Origin of the sequence: Pseudoalteromonas sp. NZS11, assembly GCF_015864765.1 — a bacterium.
Classification (GTDB): Bacteria; Pseudomonadota; Gammaproteobacteria; order Enterobacterales; family Alteromonadaceae; genus Pseudoalteromonas; species Pseudoalteromonas arctica.
The window spans coordinates 764,351-780,553 of sequence record NZ_JADYWP010000001.1 but is presented as its reverse complement, the minus strand read 5'-3'; the positions used below and the strand labels follow the sequence as shown (position 1 = coordinate 780,553).

Here is a 16,203-nt window from a genome sequence, read left to right as displayed (position 1 = left end):
CCAAACAGACTGCCGCAAATTTAACCTAGAAAGTTCAACAGACCCTAGTGTGTTGACTCCGCCTTTTTGCGGCTCATAATTTTACCTGCGATGCTTTGCACAGTGCCTTTTAACAAGCTGCGTTTGTTTTCAAGCCGTGGTAATGGGCGACTAAGCTCCATTGCTTTGTAACCAATACGCGCTGTAAAAATACCGGCACTGACACCTTGCGCAGCCCGCCCCGAAAGCTTACCTAAAAGCTCAGCACTTAGTGCAGTTGCAGCAAGGTCAGATACAAGCTCAGCACTGCCTACAAACATCACTTGTTTTATCAGCATACGGTATAACTTTATACGGCTCGCGTAGCCAAAACCAATGCCGTAAATTTTACCAATTTGTTCTATTAACTTAGTACCGCGCCAAAGCACGGCCATCATATCCACCAGCGCAAGTGGGCTTAGGGCAACTAGCAGTGCAGATTCAGTCGCAAAACGATTTATAAGCTTTTTAGCTTTGGTGTCTTGGGTTATTAATAAACTATTGGCGTACAGCGTCATTATTTCTTTGTCGCTGTGATGCGTCGCTACTTGGTTTTTAAAGGTTTCAAAGTTATCAAGCTCCTGATGTTTATTAAGCTTTTCGAGCCAAGGTAATGCACCGCCTACTTGCTCGCTGTTTAAAAGCCTGTCGGCTTCAACTCGGTGCAATTGGTTACGCTTTAAACTGCGCAGCATTCGGTACTCTCGCCACAATAAGCGCCCTATTAGCAGCACGCCACTTACAACTGCTGTTAAATAAACGCTGCCTAAAATAATTGACTGCTCGAAAGCAAATACTAACGAGTACGCAAACTCTAAAAGCACCAGTACTATAAAACTAATAGCAAAAACACCTTTAAGCGTTTGCCACTTTGACTTTTTGTACACTGGTTCTAGATCTATTTCTGGCTCTAGTGCTTCATCTTCAAGTTCTTCGTAATCACTTTGTCCGTGCTGAATAATTTTTGCAGGTGCTAAAACGGGTTCGTTTTGCTCAATGCTTTGCGTATCTATGCGACGCCCTGCTTGAAATGGTTGGTTTGACTCACTCATGTTAATTTGTCTCCTAGCAGGTACTGCATGACATGATCTAATCGAATATGTTTTAGTTGTTTATCGGGGCTCGGCATTGGAGAGAACGATAAAAACTCAAATCCCTGTGCTGGCCACTCACTTTTATTAAGCATCCGCGAGGGAGGTTGCGGCGGTAAATACGTAAGCCAATCAGGCTCGTGTAATGGTTTACCGTAAATGCAGTCAAGCGTTTGGCCTTTGTCGGCAATTTGGCGCGGCTGCGTTGCTGTAATTGACGACATAGCCATGGTTTCTATTTTTACACCATCAAACTTTAAATGATTGCTTTGCTCATGCACGAGCGAATCAAGTAGCAGTGCTAAATCTTTATGGTGCTTAGCACTTATATGATCTGACTTATTAGCTGCAAATAATATTTTGTCTATGTTGGGCTTAAATAAACGTTTAAAAAAGCCCGACTCGCCATAGTTAAAGTGTGCGAGTAATTGGTTTATTACACTGCTTTGCTCTTGGAGTGTTTCGTGCCCTTCGTTTAATGCACTAAGTACATCTACAAGTACGATTTGGCGATCGAAGTGTCTAAAATGCTCATTATAAAATGGTTTTACAACTTCTTTTATATAAGCGTTAAAGCGCTTAATTAAATGCGCTAAATTAGAACCCGCAACGACATCGTCACTATTTACTTCACCCGATACCGGAAAAAACAATAACAATGGCGCGCCTTGTAAGTCGCCAGGCATTAGCATGCGCCCAGGTTGTAACATGGCAAGTTTGGTGTCTTTTTTAAGCCCTACTAACATGCTTTGATAAAGCTGAGCAATATGAGCAAGTGCGTTTTCATCAACGGGAGCGTTTAAGTCAAGTTGCTCAACGGCCATTAAAAAATCACTTGATGTGTTTACGCGCGAAGGCTGAGTTAATAACGGGTATTGTTGCTCGCACCATTGAGCATAGCTTTGCTCAAGCATAGGTAAATCAAGGAGCCATTCACCGGGGTAGTCAATAATATCTAAATAAAGCGTTGATTGCGGCGAAAAGTGGCCGCGCAGCCCAGCATTACTCTGATACTTTATTGCCAAGCGCAGCGTATTAATCCGCTCAGTTGATGCAGGCCATGTAGGCATCCCATCGCTGGGTAATAATGAATTTAGTGCGCGCGTATAATTAAACGTAGGGACTTTTAACGCTTCTTGCGGCACAACTTTAGTGGCCACATGGCGGTGCTCGCGCATTACATCAAAAAAAGGTAAATTTTTATCGTCTGCTTGCGTTGTTAAGTGTTTAACAAGCGCGGTAATAAAGGCTGTTTTACCACTACCACTTAGGCCCGTTACGGCAAGTTTTACGTGTTGGTCTAAACTGCGATGAAGGGCTTTTTGTGCTTTGCCTTTAATACTTTTAAAGGTCTTTTTTGCAAATGATTGGCTCATAAAGTGTCTTGCACCTAATTTGCCGTAATTTATCACGCTGCAAATAAGGTGCTATTAAATCCTTTAAAGTTTGTTAATTTCACGGCTCACCGTAAACTCGCTTGAAGTTACATGGCGCTCCATATCTTGAAGGCGAGTATCTACACGCGTTAAACGCTCTTTTAAATCTTGCAATGCGCGGCGCGGTGGCTCGCCCTTTTGCCATACTTTAAATTTTACTTCTAGCGGATCGTCATGTTTAGTTGAGCTTTTTGTTTGCGCTGTTGCGGGCTCTTTTTTATCTAAAATGAACCAGGCTGCAATATACGCTACCACAAATAATGGGCCACCCGTTAGCAGTACCGCACTAACAAATATAATGCGAACTAACCATAACTCCATATTAAAGTAGTCACTTAATCCCGCACATACACCGGCTATTTTACCGCGTTGTGGGTCTCTTAATAATTCGCGTTTGGCACTCATACTTTGCGTCTCCATTGTGGTGACTCTTGATCAAGCAATGCTTCAAGTGTTTCTAATCGATCGGCCATTTTTTCTGCCTTTTGCGCAAGCTCAAGTAATTGGCGATGCTCGTGTTCACTTAAACCTTGGCTTACTTGTTTTTTGCTACGGTAGTGCAAAATTAGCCACAGCGGAGCAACAAAAATCATAAACAAGATAAATGGTGCAACTAGTATCTCTGGATCAAACATAATCCTCTCCTGACAATCCGTTTTGATGTTTTTAAGCTGGGGCACATGGGCCCCATATATTTTTATATGTAATTATTTATCAGCTAGCTTCTTTTTAAGTTCGGCTAGCTCATCATCTATCTTTTCATTTTTTTGTAGATTAGCAATTTCGTCCGCTAACGTCTTTTTACCTAAATCGTAAGACTCAATTTGAGATTCTAGTCCATCAATTTTAGTTTCGTAACGTTCAAAGCGGTTAAGTGCGTCTTCTACTTTTGAGCTATCAAGTGTCTTTTTCACTTCAAGGCGCGACTCAGCCGAACGTTGGCGAAGTATAATTGCCTTTTGACGAGATTTCGCATCTGCTAGCTTTTCTTGTAGTGTCGTTACTTCTTGCTGTAATTTCTCAATATGAGACTCTACATGTTCAAGTTCACTAGCGACTGAAGCAACGGCATCTGCCGACTTTTGCTTTTCAAGTAGGGCTGAGCGCGCTAAATCGTCGCGGTCTTTACTTAAAGCCAGTTCGGCTTTATCTTGCCAATCACTTACCTGTGCTTTAAGCGTATCTAAGCGGCGTACGATTTCTTTTTTCTCAGCCAATGTTTTAGCTGATGTAGAACGTACTTCAACAAGCGTATCTTCCATTTCTTGAATAATCAGACGAACCATTTTTTCTGGGTCTTCTGCTTTATCTAAAATGGCATTGATATTAGAATTAACAATATCTGCAAAACGTGAAAAAATTCCCATAACATTTACCTCTGTAATTAAAACTTAGTTAGTCTGCTATAACTAGTATCAATATGCTTGCCAACTTTTTAAAAGATAAAATACACTTTATTTTCATTAAGTTAAACTATATATACAAATTTCTTTAGTTCTCCCTAATTATGAAATACACTAACAGTTAGTAAAAATGACCAAGAGTTAGGAAATATGAGCCAATATCGCCAACAGGATAATTTACTCGGCCAATCAGATAGCTTTCTGTCTGTATTAGATCAGGTATCGCAACTGGCTAATTTAGATAAACCAGTACTTATTATTGGTGAACGCGGCACAGGTAAAGAGCTAATAGCAGCACGCTTACACTTTTTATCAAAACGCTGGGATCAAAACTACGTAAAGCTTAACTGTGCAGCGCTTAACGAGAACCTACTCGAAAGTGAATTATTTGGCCACGAAAGCGGTGCTTTTACGGGGGCAAGCAAACGCCACGAAGGTCGTTTTGAACGCGCTAACAGTGGCACACTGTTTTTAGATGAATTAGCTAATACCTCAGCTATGGTACAAGAAAAATTGCTGCGCGTTATAGAATACGGTGAGTTTGAACGTGTTGGCGGCAAACAAACTGTAAAAGTAGATACACGCTTAGTGTGTGCTACAAACGAAGACCTCCCTTATTTGGCTGAGCAAGGTGAATTTAGAAGTGACTTACTCGATCGCCTTGCCTTTGATGTAATTACCCTGCCGCCACTGCGCGAACGCCAAGACGATATTATGCTTCTTGCTGAGCAGTTTGCGATGAATATGGCGCGCGATTTAGAGTGGGAACTCTTTAGCGGTTTTACCCGAAGCGCAACAGAAACACTGCTTAGTTATGATTGGCCTGGTAATATTCGTGAACTTAAAAATGTGGTTGAACGCAGTTTGTATCGTCACGGTAGTGAACATATCCCCGTTCACCAGATTATTTTAGACCCATTCGATAGCCCATTTAGACCAAAAGCGCGCATTAAAGCACCTATAGCGGCTCAAACTGTTAATGCCGAGCCTATTGTTGTTGCGCCGCCGATTGCTCAAGCAAGCAGTAATATAGCCGTCGATATTCAATTTCCGTGCAGCTTAAAAGAGCGCTCAAACGACTTTGAAATAAACATGATTAATAAAGCGCTCGAACATAGCCAATTTAATCAAAAGAAAACTGCAGAAGTACTTGGTTTAACGTATCATCAATTACGTGGTTATCTTAAAAAATACAACTTGTTGGATCAACAATAGTCAGAGGTTATGCGGGTGCATAAATTATTACTTGTTTTGCTTGCCACCACTTTAGTTGGTTGCCTTGATAGCAAAGAAGAAATCATAGAAGAAAAAAACCAAGGCTTAGTTTATTGCGCTGAAGCTAACCCTGTGTCGTTTAATCCGCAAGTCACGACCACCGGTTCAACTATTGATATAATTGCTAACCAATTATACGACCGTTTAATTAGCATTGACCCTGTTACGGCAGAGTTTCAAAGTGAGTTAGCAACCGATTGGAAAATTAGTAAAGATGGTAAATCGGTTACCTTTACCTTGCGTAAAGATGTAAAGTTTCATACAACTTCTTATTTTACCCCATCGCGGGATTTTAACGCCGACGACGTTATATTCACCTTTAGCCGATTATTCGATGTATACAATCCATATCACTTTGTGGGCGATGCTAATTACCCGTATTTTCAAAGTGTGGGGATTGATCAACTCATTCGTAAAATTGTGCGCGTGTCTGACTACCAAGTGCGTTTTGAACTGTTTAATCCTGAAAGCAGCTTTTTAGCTAATATGGCCACCGACTTTGCCGTAGTGCTTTCAGAAGAATACGCCATGGAACTTAAGAAAAAAAACGAAGAAAACTTATTTGATCAGTACCCTATTGGCACTGGCCCATATATTTATAAAGAATACCGCCGAGATCACCTTGTACGCTTTTACCGTAATCCACTTTATTGGAAGCACGACGTTGCACTTGAACAATTGGTTTACGACATAACCCCTAACGGCACTACGCGTATAGCAAAAATGCTGACTAAAGAGTGCGATGTAACGGCTCATCCAAGTAGTGCGCAATTGAGTATTTTAGCGCAACGTGATGATATAAACGTTGAAAAAGAAACGAACTTAAACATAGGTTATTGGGCGTTTAATACAGAACGTGCCCCGTTTGACGACTTGCGTGTACGCCAAGCACTCGCACATGCAATAGATGTAGATAAAATAATGCAGGCGGTTTATTACGGTAACGGTACTCGCGCACAATCTATTTTGCCGCCAACCTCTTGGGCGTTTGAGCCACAAGAAGATATACCTACGTTTGATCCAGAACTTGCTAAAAAGTTACTAATTGAAGCTGGCTTACCTGATGGCTTTGATATGACGATATGGGCTATGCCTGTGAGTCGTATTTATAACCCTAACGCGCGAAAAATGGCTGAGCTTATGCAGAGTGATTTACGCAAAGTGGGCGTTAATGTAAGCATTGTAGAATATGAGTGGAACACGTTTATTCAACGTATTGGCGAGCATAGGCACGACAGTGTATTACTTGGTTGGGCCGCAGATACACCCGACCCTGATAACTTTTTTAGCCCACTGCTAAGTTGCACCGCTACTTTTAGTGGTAAAAACCCAGCAAACTGGTGTAATCCCCAATTTGACTTATTGCTCACTCAAGCGCTAGACACCACTGATTTAAACAAACGTAAAAAATACTACGAAGACGCACAAAGCTTAATTATTCAAGAGCTGCCGTTGTTACCTATTGCTCATGGCCTGCGCTTTCAAGCGAGTAGCGCCGATGTGGAAGGCATAACACTTGGCCCGTTTGGCGCTATTTCGCTTGCCAATGCGAGGAAAAAATAATGATCTTAGATTATATTTTACGTCGCCTTGGTTTGTTCTTTTTTATGATACTGATGCTCAGCGTATTTACGTTTTCACTGGCGTATTTATTTCCCGGTGACCCGCTAAGTAATTTAAGTGGCATACCAAGTAGTAACTTTGCACAGCATAGTGAGCTTGAAGACAAATATTTATATAACAGCAATTACTTTATGCAATACATTGCCTTTTTAGGGCGAATATTTCAGGGTGATTGGGGGCTTTCGTTTGCCTCTGGTAATAGTGTGTTTAGCCATATTGTTGATTTGTTACCGGCTACTTTAGAGCTAAGCGTATACGCATTAATTGTATCGGTTGTTATTGGTGTACCGACTGGCATTTTAGGCTCTGGGTATCATAAACGTTGGCCCGACAAGCTTATAAATTCCACCACTATGGTGGGTTATTCAATGCCTGTATTTTGGCTCGCATTGTTATTAATAATGGTTTTTTCATTAAAGCTTGGCTGGTTTCCTATGTCGGGCAGAATGGGGCTCCTTTACGAAATACCCGCCAGTACTGGGTTTATTTTAATTGATATTGCACTGGCTGGCTTTCCATATAAAGGAATGGCCTTTGTTGATGCGCTGCGCCATTTAACACTTCCGACTATTGTACTGGCTATGTATCCAACCACTGTATTAGTGCGCTTTACTCGCGAGTCTATGCTTAAAGTAATGGATCAAAACTTTATTAAAACAGCTAGGGCAAAAGGCCTTAACCGCCGCCAACTTATCATGCACCATGCACTGCGTAATGCATTACTGCCGGTAATTAAGCAAATTGGTTTGCAATTTAGTACGCTAATAACGCTTGCGATGATTACCGAAGTTATTTTTTCGTGGCCGGGTATTGGCCGATGGTTAATCGATAGTATTTATCAGCGTGACTTCCCTGCAATTCAAGGCGGGTTAATGGCAGTGTCTTTATTTGTTATTTTAGCTTCTATTACAGCTGAGCTTACTTACACTTTATTCGATCCACTCTCGCGGAATCAGGCCCATGGCAAAGTTTAACTTATTTTCTGAAGAGTCGAATAAATCGCCACTGGCGCGATTTTGGCGAAAGTTTAAAAATAACCACCCTGCTTTGGTTGGTTTATGGATATTTATGGCGTTTGCACTATTAGCCGCCACCGCTCCTTTTTTAGCCCCGTATGGTGTAAACCAACAACACAGTGATGCACTGCTTATTCCGCCATCGTGGCGAGAAATGGGCGATGTACGCTTTCTTTTAGGTACCGATGATTTAGGCCGTGATGTACTCTCGCGCTTAATGAATGGTGCTACGTATACATTTGGCCTCTCTGTTGTAGCCGCCCTAATCACAACTATTTTTGGTGTATTAGTGGGTACTTTTGCAGGGATTAGTAAAGGACTGCGTTCAAGCTTTTTAAATCACTTACTTGATATAACGCTTTCTATTCCTTCTTTGTTATTGGCAATAATAATAATCGCCATACTCGGCCCGGGTTTAATGAATACGGTATGGGCAATTATTTTAGCGCTACTGCCGCAATTTATTCACTCAGTGCGTAACTTGATTGTTGATGAATTAAGTAAAGACTACATTACTGCGTTTAGACTCGATGGTGCGTCTAATTGGCATATTATATCGCGCGGTATTTTCCCTAATATTTATGAGCACATTGTGGTTATATTCACGATGGCGCTTTCTACCGCTATATTAGATATTTCAGCACTGGGATTTTTAAAATTAGGGGCTCAGCCACCGACGACCGAATGGGGCGCAATATTAGCCGAAAACCTAGGCCTCATTTATTTAGCACCGTGGACTGTAGCACTACCTGGTGTACTGTTATTTTTAGCCGTGTTATCTACTAATTTAGTAGGCGATGGCCTGCGACAAGTGCTAAAAGCACGTAAGGCTGATTAAATGCAATTACTCGATGTTCGTAACTTAACAATTGAACTACGTACCTCTGAAACTGTAATTAGAGCCGTAGACAGAGTGAGCTTTAGCTTAAAAGAGGGCGAAGTACATGCGCTTGTAGGCGAGTCTGGCTCTGGTAAAAGTCTAATAGCAAAAGCGATTATTGGTGTATTGAACGAACGCTGGGACATTACTGCCGACCGTATTCATTGGCGCGGCGTAGACTTAATGCGTTTAAGCCCAGAAAAACGCCGTAAGATAGTAAGCCAAGATATAGCGATGATTTATCAAGATCCAAGTCGCTGTCTTGATCCGACCGCTAAAATATTTGATCAAATTGCTGAAACACTCCCAGAGGTCGCAACTAAAGGTTTCTTTTTAAAACGCAACCGCGAGAGAAAAGACAGAGTAAAAGCGCTTATTCATAAAGTGGGTATTAAAAACCACGAAGCGGTACTAAGTAGCTACCCTCACGAGCTCTCAGAAGGCGTATGCCAAAAAGTAATGATTGCAATGGCCATTGCCCGCACTCCAAAGCTATTGATAGCTGATGAGCCAACTACAGCGCTTGAGAGCACAACTCGCGCACAAGTATTTAGGTTATTAAAAAGCTTAAACCAACTTAAAAATATGTCTATTTTAATGATCTCTCATGAGCTTGAAGAGATTGCACATTGGTCGCATGGCATTCATGTTTTATATTGCGGGCAAATGGTTGAAGCAGGCCCAACCCATGAAATATTTAAACAGCCTCGCCATCCTTACACTCAAGCATTATTAAAAAGCTTGCCAGACTACGAACAAGGTTTAGCGCATAAAGAACCTTTTTATGCACTTAAAGGGACTATCCCTACTCTGCAACATTTACCTATTGGCTGTCGCCTCGGGCCGCGTTGCCCGCAAGCACAAAAAGCCTGCGTGGTAACGCCAGCCCTTACTAAGCATCATGGTCATAGTTATGCGTGCCACTTTCCGTTAATTAAGGACATGAAATAATGCAGCCGCTGCTAAAAGTACAAGCACTATCAAAAACATTCAATGTGCGAGCTGGGCTTTTTTCACGTAAAAAGTTTGAAGTACTTAAAAATATTTCGTTTTGTGTCGGTAAAGGCGAAAGTATTGCCATAATTGGTGAAACAGGTGCAGGTAAAAGTACATTAGCAAAACTACTTTCTGGAGCTGATACTGCTGATAGCGGGCAAATTTTGCTCGAGAATAATATTATCGAAGATAATGGCGTACGCGATAATCAATGTCGCCATATTCGTATGATTTTTCAAGATTCAGCTGCATCGCTCAACCCGGGGTTAACCATTGGCGAAATGCTTGATGATTGCCTGCAATATAATACTGAACTTGATGCTAGTGAACGCACTGAAAAGATTGATGCAACGCTTTCAAAGGTGGGTTTGTTAATCGATCATAAACACTACTACCCGCATATGTTTAGTGTGGGGCAACTACAGCGTGTTGCGTTTGCTCGTGCATTAATTTTAGATCCTAAGGTGATTGTGCTTGATGAAGCCGTTTCGTCTTTAGACCCTTCTATACGCGCGCAAATAGTGAATTTATTACTTAAGCTGCAGCGCGACACAGGCCTTACATATGTGATGATCACCCATCATTTAAGCCTAGTGCGCCACATCAGTGATTTTGTGGTTGTACTCGATAAAGGCGAAGTAGTTGAATACGGCCCTACTGAAGACGTTTTCCAAAACCCCCAATCAAAAGTAACGCAGCGATTACTGAGCTGCTAAAAGCAGCTTATAAATTTATACCTTTTTTGTAAGGTAACCGCATTTAGGTGGGTCTTGTTGTTAACTACATTTAATTAACAAGAAATCTTATGCTTAAAAAAACGTTACTACTTAGTCTTTCTCCCCTACTGCTACTATCTGCTTCAGCTATTTCAAATACATCACAAGAAGTTAAAAGCTGGGTAGGCGGCGTTGATCACCTCGGTTTAACAGTTTCTAATTTAGACTCATCTAAAGTGTTTTTTACTGATGTACTTGGTTTTAAAACGCTAGGAAGTGATCCAACCTACCCCGCTTATTTTTTATCAAACAATAAAATAACCATTACATTATGGCGCGTAAAAAATGATGAAAAACGTGTGGAGTTTAATCGGGCAGAAAATGTGGGCTTACACCATCTAGCACTCAGTGTAGAAAGTATCAAAAAGTTAAGCGAGCTACATACACACTTAAAAATGCAAAATAATATTATTATAGAGTTTGCACCAGAAAACTTAGGTAACGGCCCAACCCAACATATGATGATAAGAGAGCCTAGCGGCAATCGAATTGAGTTTATTGCCAGAGGTAATTAATACCAACCTGCAATAATACTTAATTAAGCGAATTGGTAATATACCAACTTTATTTAAGACAATAAAAAAGGCGCTTTAAAAGCGCCTTTCTTTATGAGCTAAAATTAATTATTCAACAGTTTGTGTAGCCGTTGGTAAGTTAAGTTCAGCATTGGCTTTAAGCGCTTCAATAAATACCATGTAGTTTTTATTAGCTTGCGCCATAGTAATGCTTTGTTTTGCTTGAGGGTCAATATTAGCTGCAACTTGTGCATCTGTTACCGACTTAAGCGCAACAATTGCTGCATCACCATTATTTAAATTAACAAGCTCAACTACCGCAGAATCTGCTGGGTGAGCCATTTTAAATGCTTGAGTCACAATAGCAGGTGAAACAGTGTAGCTTTGACGTGTTAACTGCGCTTCTTGACGAACCGTCAAGCTTTGCTCGTTTGCTACATCGTTTAAGCTCTTACCTGCTTGTACTTCTGCAAATAAGCTACGCGCTTTTTCTTTAGCAAGCTCAGATGATTTTTCATTAACTAAACGCGCTTTAATTTGCTCGCTTACTTCATCCAGCGCTTTAGTAGCAGCAGGTTTATGCTCGTTAATACGAACAATAATTGCATGCTCCTCACCAAGCTCAATAACTTCAGAGTTTACTTTATCTTCAAGTAAATCAACTGATGTTAGTGCTGTTACAACTGCAGGGCTGTTTAAAGGCTCTGGTAGAGCATTAAGTGCTAAAAGAGGTGTAGATTTAACTTCCACTTCAGCAACTTCTGCAGCGTCGTCTAAGCGGTCTGAAATTTCAAATGCAAGTGCGCCCATTTCTGTTTGCTTTTCGTAAAACGCATCAACTTTTTCAGCTTGTTCTAATTCAGCACGTAAGTCAGCTTTAACATCGTCATACGCTTTAACTTGTTGTGGTTGAATGTCTGTAAGTTTAATTATGTGATAACCAAACTCAGAAGCAACAACCTCAGAAATGTCACCTTTGTTTTGCAGTGCGAAAGTCGCGTCTTCAAATGCAGGGTCCATTACGTCACGTTCAATCCATTCAAGGTCGCCGCCCATTTCGCCACTAACGATATCGTCAGATGATGATTGCGCTAACTCAGCAAAGTCTGCACCTTGCTCTAGTTGTGCATGAAGTGCATTGGCTTTTTCTTTTGCTGCATCATCGTCTTCACTGTTATCAATTAAGATATGTGATACGCGACGTTTTTCAGGTTCTATGTACTGCGCTTTGTTTTGCTCGTAATACGCTTTAACGTCATCCTCGGTTACCGATTCAACATTAATATCTGCTGCTTTAAGCTCAATATAACTTACTGAAATAAGCTCTGGAGATAAAAATTGTGATGCGTTTAGCTCATAGTAATCAGATACTTCTTGCTCTGATACTTCTACGTCCGCGGCAAGCGCTTCTTTATTAATGACTAAGTAGTCAATACTACGAGTTTGCTGCTGCAGAGCAATTGCGCTTTTAAGCTCGCTCTCTAGGGCAAAGTCTGTACCTGCAACAGCAGATACTACCTGACTACGTGTCATATCTTTACGTAAGTATTCACGAAAAGCATCTGGTTGAAAGTTCATTTGACGAATTACTTGTAAGTAACGATCGTTATTAAACTTTTCACCAATTTGAAAGTACGGTAGCTCTAAAATTGTTTTACGTACACTTTCGTCGCTTACGCGAAGGCCTAAATCAGCCGCTAGCTGTGATTGCAATTCTTGTTGTACTAAGCGGTCAACTACACCTTGGCGAATTTGCGCCATGTAATTTGGATCAGCGGCAATTTGTGTAAAATATTCACCAAATTGTTGCTCTAAACGGCTACGTTCATTTTGGTAAGCACGGTTAAAATCGGTTTGACTAATTTTAATTCCATTTACTTCAGCAACGGGTTGTTCTGTGGTTTGACCTAAGTAACTACCGATCCCTGCTAAGGCAAAAGATAAAATCACCGCGCCTAAAATTATTTTGGCTACAGGTCCTTGCGAACCTTCTCTGATTTTCTCAAGCATTTGTTTATCTCTTTTTGATCAAGGTATTTTACCTTGTCACATGTAAAAAAAGCGTATCTTACCAGATACGCTTTTTCACTTGAAGTAACTGGCGGTAAAGTTACTTAATTCATCTGTTGTGGTGAATCAGTAACTTTACACTCGCCATAACTAATGTGTTTAAAACAGTGATTAGTTTACTGCGTCTTTAAGCGCTTTACCGGCTTTGAAAGCTGGAATAGTTGCAGCAGCAATTTGGATTGTTTCACCAGTTTGCGGGTTACGGCCTGAACGTGCAGCACGGTCACGTACTGAGAAAGTACCAAAACCAACAAGTGCAACTGAGTCGCCTTCTTTTAGCGCGCCAGATACAGATTCGATGAATGAATCTAGTGCACGACCTGCAGCCGCTTTAGAAATGTCAGCATCAGCTGCGATTTGATCGATTAATTGAGATTTATTCACAATATCATCCTCTTTCATTGTTATTATCAAGAGCGATGGTTTTTTAAACTAACATCACTTTTTTGAAAATTGTAGAGCAAACATTTAATGCTCACATGATTATATTTTTCTTAAGCCTACGCCCCATAAGGGCTAGGCTTGAAAACCAGTGCTTAACTTATCATACCGTTTAGATTTGAAAAGCCCTAAAAAGCACTTTTTTTAGCTTTTTTCTTGGTTTTTAGGTGTTTCGACCGAAAAACTCTCAACAGGATGCACTAAAGCAAGCTTTAACACCTCGTCAATCCAAGTAACTGGGTGAATATCAAGACCTGCCAGCACGTTGTCTGGTATCTCTTTTAAGTCACGTTCGTTAATTTTTGGAATGATTACTGTTTTAATTCCACCACGATGCGCCGCCAATAATTTCTCTTTTAAGCCACCAATAGGAAGTACTTCACCACGTAGCGTAATTTCACCGGTCATTGCAACATCTGCTCGTACAGGGTTACCCGTTAAGCTAGATACAAGACCTGTTACCATTGCTGCGCCCGCACTAGGACCATCTTTCGGTGTTGCGCCCTCTGGTACGTGAACGTGAATATCACGTTTTTCGTAAAAGTCGCTATTAATACGAAATGTATCTGCGCGATTACGTACTACCGTCATTGCCGCTTGAATCGACTCTTGCATCACATCGCCCAGTGAACCGGTATAAGTAAGTTTACCTTTACCTGGTACAGCCGCACATTCGATTGTTAGCAAATCACCGCCAACTTCTGTCCATGCTAAACCTGTAACTTGACCAATACGGTCGCCATCTTCAGCTTTACCATAATCAAAGCGTTGCACACCTAAAAAGTCTTCTAGGTTATCTTGATTGATAGTCACTGTTTTAGTGTCTTTTTCAAGTAAGATATTTTTAACGGCTTTACGGCATAGTTTTGAAATTTCGCGCTCAAGGTTACGTACACCCGCTTCACGTGTGTAGTAACGAATAATGCCAATAATTGCACTATCCTCAATTTCAATTTCAGACTCTTTTAAGCCGTTACGTTTTACTTGTTTAGTAATTAAGTGCTCTTTTGCAATGTTTAACTTTTCATCTTCGGTGTAACCCGATAAGCGGATAACTTCCATACGGTCCAGTAATGGGCCAGGAATGTTAAAGCTGTTTGATGTTGCTACAAACATAACATCAGATAAATCGTAATCTACTTCAAGATAATGATCAGCAAAATGGCTATTTTGCTCTGGATCAAGCACTTCTAATAGAGCTGATGCTGGGTCTCCACGCATGTCAGCTGACATTTTATCAATTTCATCTAACAAGAATAATGGATTTTTAACGCCCACTTTTGTCATGTTTTGAATTAACTTACCTGGCATTGAACCGATATATGTACGGCGATGACCACGAATTTCAGCTTCATCACGTACGCCGCCTAATGCCATACGCACATACTTACGACCAGTTGAACGCGCGATAGATTGCCCTAGCGATGTTTTACCAACACCTGGTGGCCCAACTAAACATAAAATTGGCCCTTTAAGCTTATTAGTACGCTGTTGTACCGCGAGGTACTCGATAATGCGTTCTTTTACTTTATCTAAGCCATGGTGATCGCTATCAAGAATTTTTTGCGCGCCCGCTAAATCTTTTTTCACTTTAGAGCGTTTTTTCCATGGCACATTAATTAATGTGTCAATGTATGAACGCACTACAGTTGCCTCTGCAGACATTGGCGACATCATCTTAAGCTTATTAAGCTCTGTCGTCGCTTTGTCTTGTGCTTCTGTTGGCATACCCGATTCTTCAATGCGCTTTTTAAGTGCTTCAAATTCATCAGGTACATCATCAAGCTCACCCAGCTCTTTTTGAATGGCTTTCATTTGCTCATTGAGGTAATACTCGCGCTGAGACTTTTCCATCTGCTTTTTAACGCGGGTACGAATTTTCTTCTCAACTTGCAGTAAGTCTATTTCGCCTTCCATTAATGCCATTAAATATTCAAGACGTTCTGTAACGCTTGAAATTTCTAGCACTTTTTGCTTTTCAGGTACTTTAAGCGGCATATGGGCTGCCATTGTATCGGCAAGGCGTGCTGGCTCATCAATACCTGAAACTGAAGTTAGTACTTCAGGTGGAATTTTTTTGTTTAGCTTTACATAGCCTTCAAACTGGCTAATTGCGCTACGAATAAAAATATCTTGTTCTTTCTCGTCTACCGAATCAGATTCAATAAATTGAGCATTAGCAACAAAAAAGTCATCGTTATCTACAAATTCTTCAATTTGTGCGCGCTGTGTACCTTCAACTAAAACTTTAACTGTACCGTCTGGTAATTTTAATAACTGAAGTACAGTGGCAATAGTACCGATACGATAAATATCATCTTGCTCTGGTTCATCTACAGTTGCATCTTTTTGTGCAACCAAGAAAATTTGTTTGTCTTTGTCCATTGCCGCTTCTAGGCATTTTATTGATTTTTCACGGCCAACAAAAAGCGGGATCACCATGTGCGGGTATACCACAACATCGCGCAGTGCAAGGACTGGGATTTCGACTCGGTCGGTTCTCTCAAGCGTCATTATAGTTTCTCTTCGCACTTCATTTATTTTAAAGATTACTCAAGTATATGGGGATAACCTAATTAAAGTTCAACAATTTTCCCATACTCGATTAAATTAATTATAAAAAAAGGAGCCTAAGGCTCCTTTTTTCATTCAAATAGCTTAAA

The 16,203-nt window shown here is 40.8% G+C and carries 15 protein-coding genes; 7 read left to right on the top strand and 8 right to left on the bottom strand.

Annotated features, from left to right (window positions below):
* Positions 1–44: 44 nt before the first annotated feature.
* The 5 genes from I6E82_RS03470 to pspA all read right to left on the bottom strand — a co-directional run bounded on the left by I6E82_RS03470 (position 45) and on the right by pspA (position 3,912).
* Complete coding sequence (locus tag I6E82_RS03470) at positions 45–1,070, bottom strand: TIGR01620 family protein (RefSeq protein WP_197111011.1); 1,026 nt, start codon at positions 1,068–1,070, stop codon at positions 45–47.
* Positions 1,067–2,485, bottom strand: coding sequence for a YcjX family protein (locus I6E82_RS03465; protein WP_197116711.1), 1,419 nt, complete (start codon positions 2,483–2,485; stop codon positions 1,067–1,069). The genes I6E82_RS03470 and I6E82_RS03465 overlap by 4 nt, the downstream gene beginning before the upstream one ends.
* A gap of 63 nt (positions 2,486–2,548) precedes the next feature.
* Positions 2,549–2,950, bottom strand: coding sequence for an envelope stress response membrane protein PspC (gene pspC, locus I6E82_RS03460; protein ID WP_024590986.1), 402 nt, complete (start codon positions 2,948–2,950; stop codon positions 2,549–2,551).
* Entirely contained in the window at positions 2,947–3,180 is a 234-nt protein-coding gene (gene pspB / locus I6E82_RS03455; protein ID WP_024590985.1) for an envelope stress response membrane protein PspB, read from the bottom strand. Before pspB ends, pspC begins: the two co-directional genes overlap by 4 nt.
* A gap of 72 nt (positions 3,181–3,252) precedes the next feature.
* A complete protein-coding gene (gene pspA, locus I6E82_RS03450; RefSeq protein ID WP_002958333.1) occupies positions 3,253–3,912 on the bottom strand; it encodes a phage shock protein PspA in 660 nt (219 codons plus the stop codon).
* Between the two features lie 186 nt (positions 3,913–4,098).
* Here pspA and pspF point away from each other — a divergent pair, with 186 nt between their 5' ends.
* The 7 genes from pspF to I6E82_RS03415 all read left to right on the top strand — a co-directional run bounded on the left by pspF (position 4,099) and on the right by I6E82_RS03415 (position 11,029).
* The gene (gene pspF, locus I6E82_RS03445) at positions 4,099–5,163 is read left to right on the top strand and encodes a phage shock protein operon transcriptional activator (protein WP_002958334.1); all 1,065 of its coding nucleotides are present in this window, start codon (positions 4,099–4,101) and stop codon (positions 5,161–5,163) included.
* Positions 5,164–5,178: 15 nt separating this feature from the next.
* Positions 5,179–6,786 (top strand): ABC transporter substrate-binding protein, encoded by a 1,608-nt coding sequence (locus I6E82_RS03440; RefSeq protein WP_010553755.1) that lies wholly within the window; start codon positions 5,179–5,181, stop codon positions 6,784–6,786.
* Positions 6,786–7,820, top strand: a complete 1,035-nt coding sequence (locus I6E82_RS03435) for an ABC transporter permease (protein WP_007580956.1) — start codon at positions 6,786–6,788, stop codon at positions 7,818–7,820. The genes I6E82_RS03440 and I6E82_RS03435 overlap by 1 nt, the downstream gene beginning before the upstream one ends.
* Positions 7,807–8,700: an ABC transporter permease subunit gene (locus I6E82_RS03430; RefSeq protein ID WP_024592757.1), complete on the top strand. Its 894-nt coding sequence runs from the start codon at positions 7,807–7,809 to the stop codon at positions 8,698–8,700. Before I6E82_RS03435 ends, I6E82_RS03430 begins: the two co-directional genes overlap by 14 nt.
* A complete protein-coding gene (locus I6E82_RS03425; protein WP_002958338.1) occupies positions 8,701–9,693 on the top strand; it encodes a peptide ABC transporter ATP-binding protein in 993 nt (330 codons plus the stop codon).
* Positions 9,693–10,454, top strand: coding sequence for an ATP-binding cassette domain-containing protein (locus I6E82_RS03420; protein ID WP_024590982.1), 762 nt, complete (start codon positions 9,693–9,695; stop codon positions 10,452–10,454). Before I6E82_RS03425 ends, I6E82_RS03420 begins: the two co-directional genes overlap by 1 nt.
* A gap of 89 nt (positions 10,455–10,543) precedes the next feature.
* Positions 10,544–11,029 carry a VOC family protein gene (locus I6E82_RS03415; protein ID WP_165721610.1) on the top strand — a complete coding sequence of 162 codons (486 nt, stop codon included), beginning with the start codon at positions 10,544–10,546 and terminating at the stop codon, positions 11,027–11,029.
* A 108-nt stretch (positions 11,030–11,137) separates the two neighbouring features.
* On the opposite strand, the gene I6E82_RS03410 is transcribed toward I6E82_RS03415, so the two are convergent.
* The 3 genes from I6E82_RS03410 to lon all read right to left on the bottom strand — a co-directional run bounded on the left by I6E82_RS03410 (position 11,138) and on the right by lon (position 16,054).
* Entirely contained in the window at positions 11,138–13,039 is a 1,902-nt protein-coding gene (locus I6E82_RS03410; protein ID WP_197116710.1) for a SurA N-terminal domain-containing protein, read from the bottom strand.
* A 171-nt stretch (positions 13,040–13,210) separates the two neighbouring features.
* On the bottom strand, positions 13,211–13,501 hold the full coding sequence (locus I6E82_RS03405) for an HU family DNA-binding protein (RefSeq protein WP_157823336.1): 291 nt from the start codon (positions 13,499–13,501) through the stop codon (positions 13,211–13,213).
* A 183-nt stretch (positions 13,502–13,684) separates the two neighbouring features.
* A complete protein-coding gene (gene lon, locus I6E82_RS03400; protein WP_197116709.1) occupies positions 13,685–16,054 on the bottom strand; it encodes an endopeptidase La in 2,370 nt (789 codons plus the stop codon).
* Positions 16,055–16,203: the final 149 nt, after the last annotated feature.

Bases quoted from the DNA above. Each gene is read 5' to 3' on its own strand.
- I6E82_RS03425 (WP_002958338.1), top strand. From the start codon at position 8,701: ATGCAATTACTCGATGTTCGTAACTTAACAATTGAACTACGTACCTCT.
- pspC (WP_024590986.1), bottom strand. From the start codon at position 2,950: ATGAGTGCCAAACGCGAATTATTAAGAGACCCACAACGCGGTAAAATA.
- I6E82_RS03405 (WP_157823336.1), bottom strand. From the start codon at position 13,501: ATGAAAGAGGATGATATTGTGAATAAATCTCAATTAATCGATCAAATC.
- I6E82_RS03430 (WP_024592757.1), top strand. From the start codon at position 7,807: ATGGCAAAGTTTAACTTATTTTCTGAAGAGTCGAATAAATCGCCACTG.
- I6E82_RS03415 (WP_165721610.1), top strand. From the start codon at position 10,544: ATGCTTAAAAAAACGTTACTACTTAGTCTTTCTCCCCTACTGCTACTA.
- I6E82_RS03470 (WP_197111011.1), bottom strand. From the start codon at position 1,070: ATGAGTGAGTCAAACCAACCATTTCAAGCAGGGCGTCGCATAGATACG.
- pspA (WP_002958333.1), bottom strand. From the start codon at position 3,912: ATGGGAATTTTTTCACGTTTTGCAGATATTGTTAATTCTAATATCAAT.
- I6E82_RS03465 (WP_197116711.1), bottom strand. From the start codon at position 2,485: ATGAGCCAATCATTTGCAAAAAAGACCTTTAAAAGTATTAAAGGCAAA.
- pspB (WP_024590985.1), bottom strand. From the start codon at position 3,180: ATGTTTGATCCAGAGATACTAGTTGCACCATTTATCTTGTTTATGATT.
- I6E82_RS03420 (WP_024590982.1), top strand. From the start codon at position 9,693: ATGCAGCCGCTGCTAAAAGTACAAGCACTATCAAAAACATTCAATGTG.
- I6E82_RS03435 (WP_007580956.1), top strand. From the start codon at position 6,786: ATGATCTTAGATTATATTTTACGTCGCCTTGGTTTGTTCTTTTTTATG.
- lon (WP_197116709.1), bottom strand. From the start codon at position 16,054: ATGACGCTTGAGAGAACCGACCGAGTCGAAATCCCAGTCCTTGCACTG.
- pspF (WP_002958334.1), top strand. From the start codon at position 4,099: ATGAGCCAATATCGCCAACAGGATAATTTACTCGGCCAATCAGATAGC.
- I6E82_RS03410 (WP_197116710.1), bottom strand. From the start codon at position 13,039: ATGCTTGAGAAAATCAGAGAAGGTTCGCAAGGACCTGTAGCCAAAATA.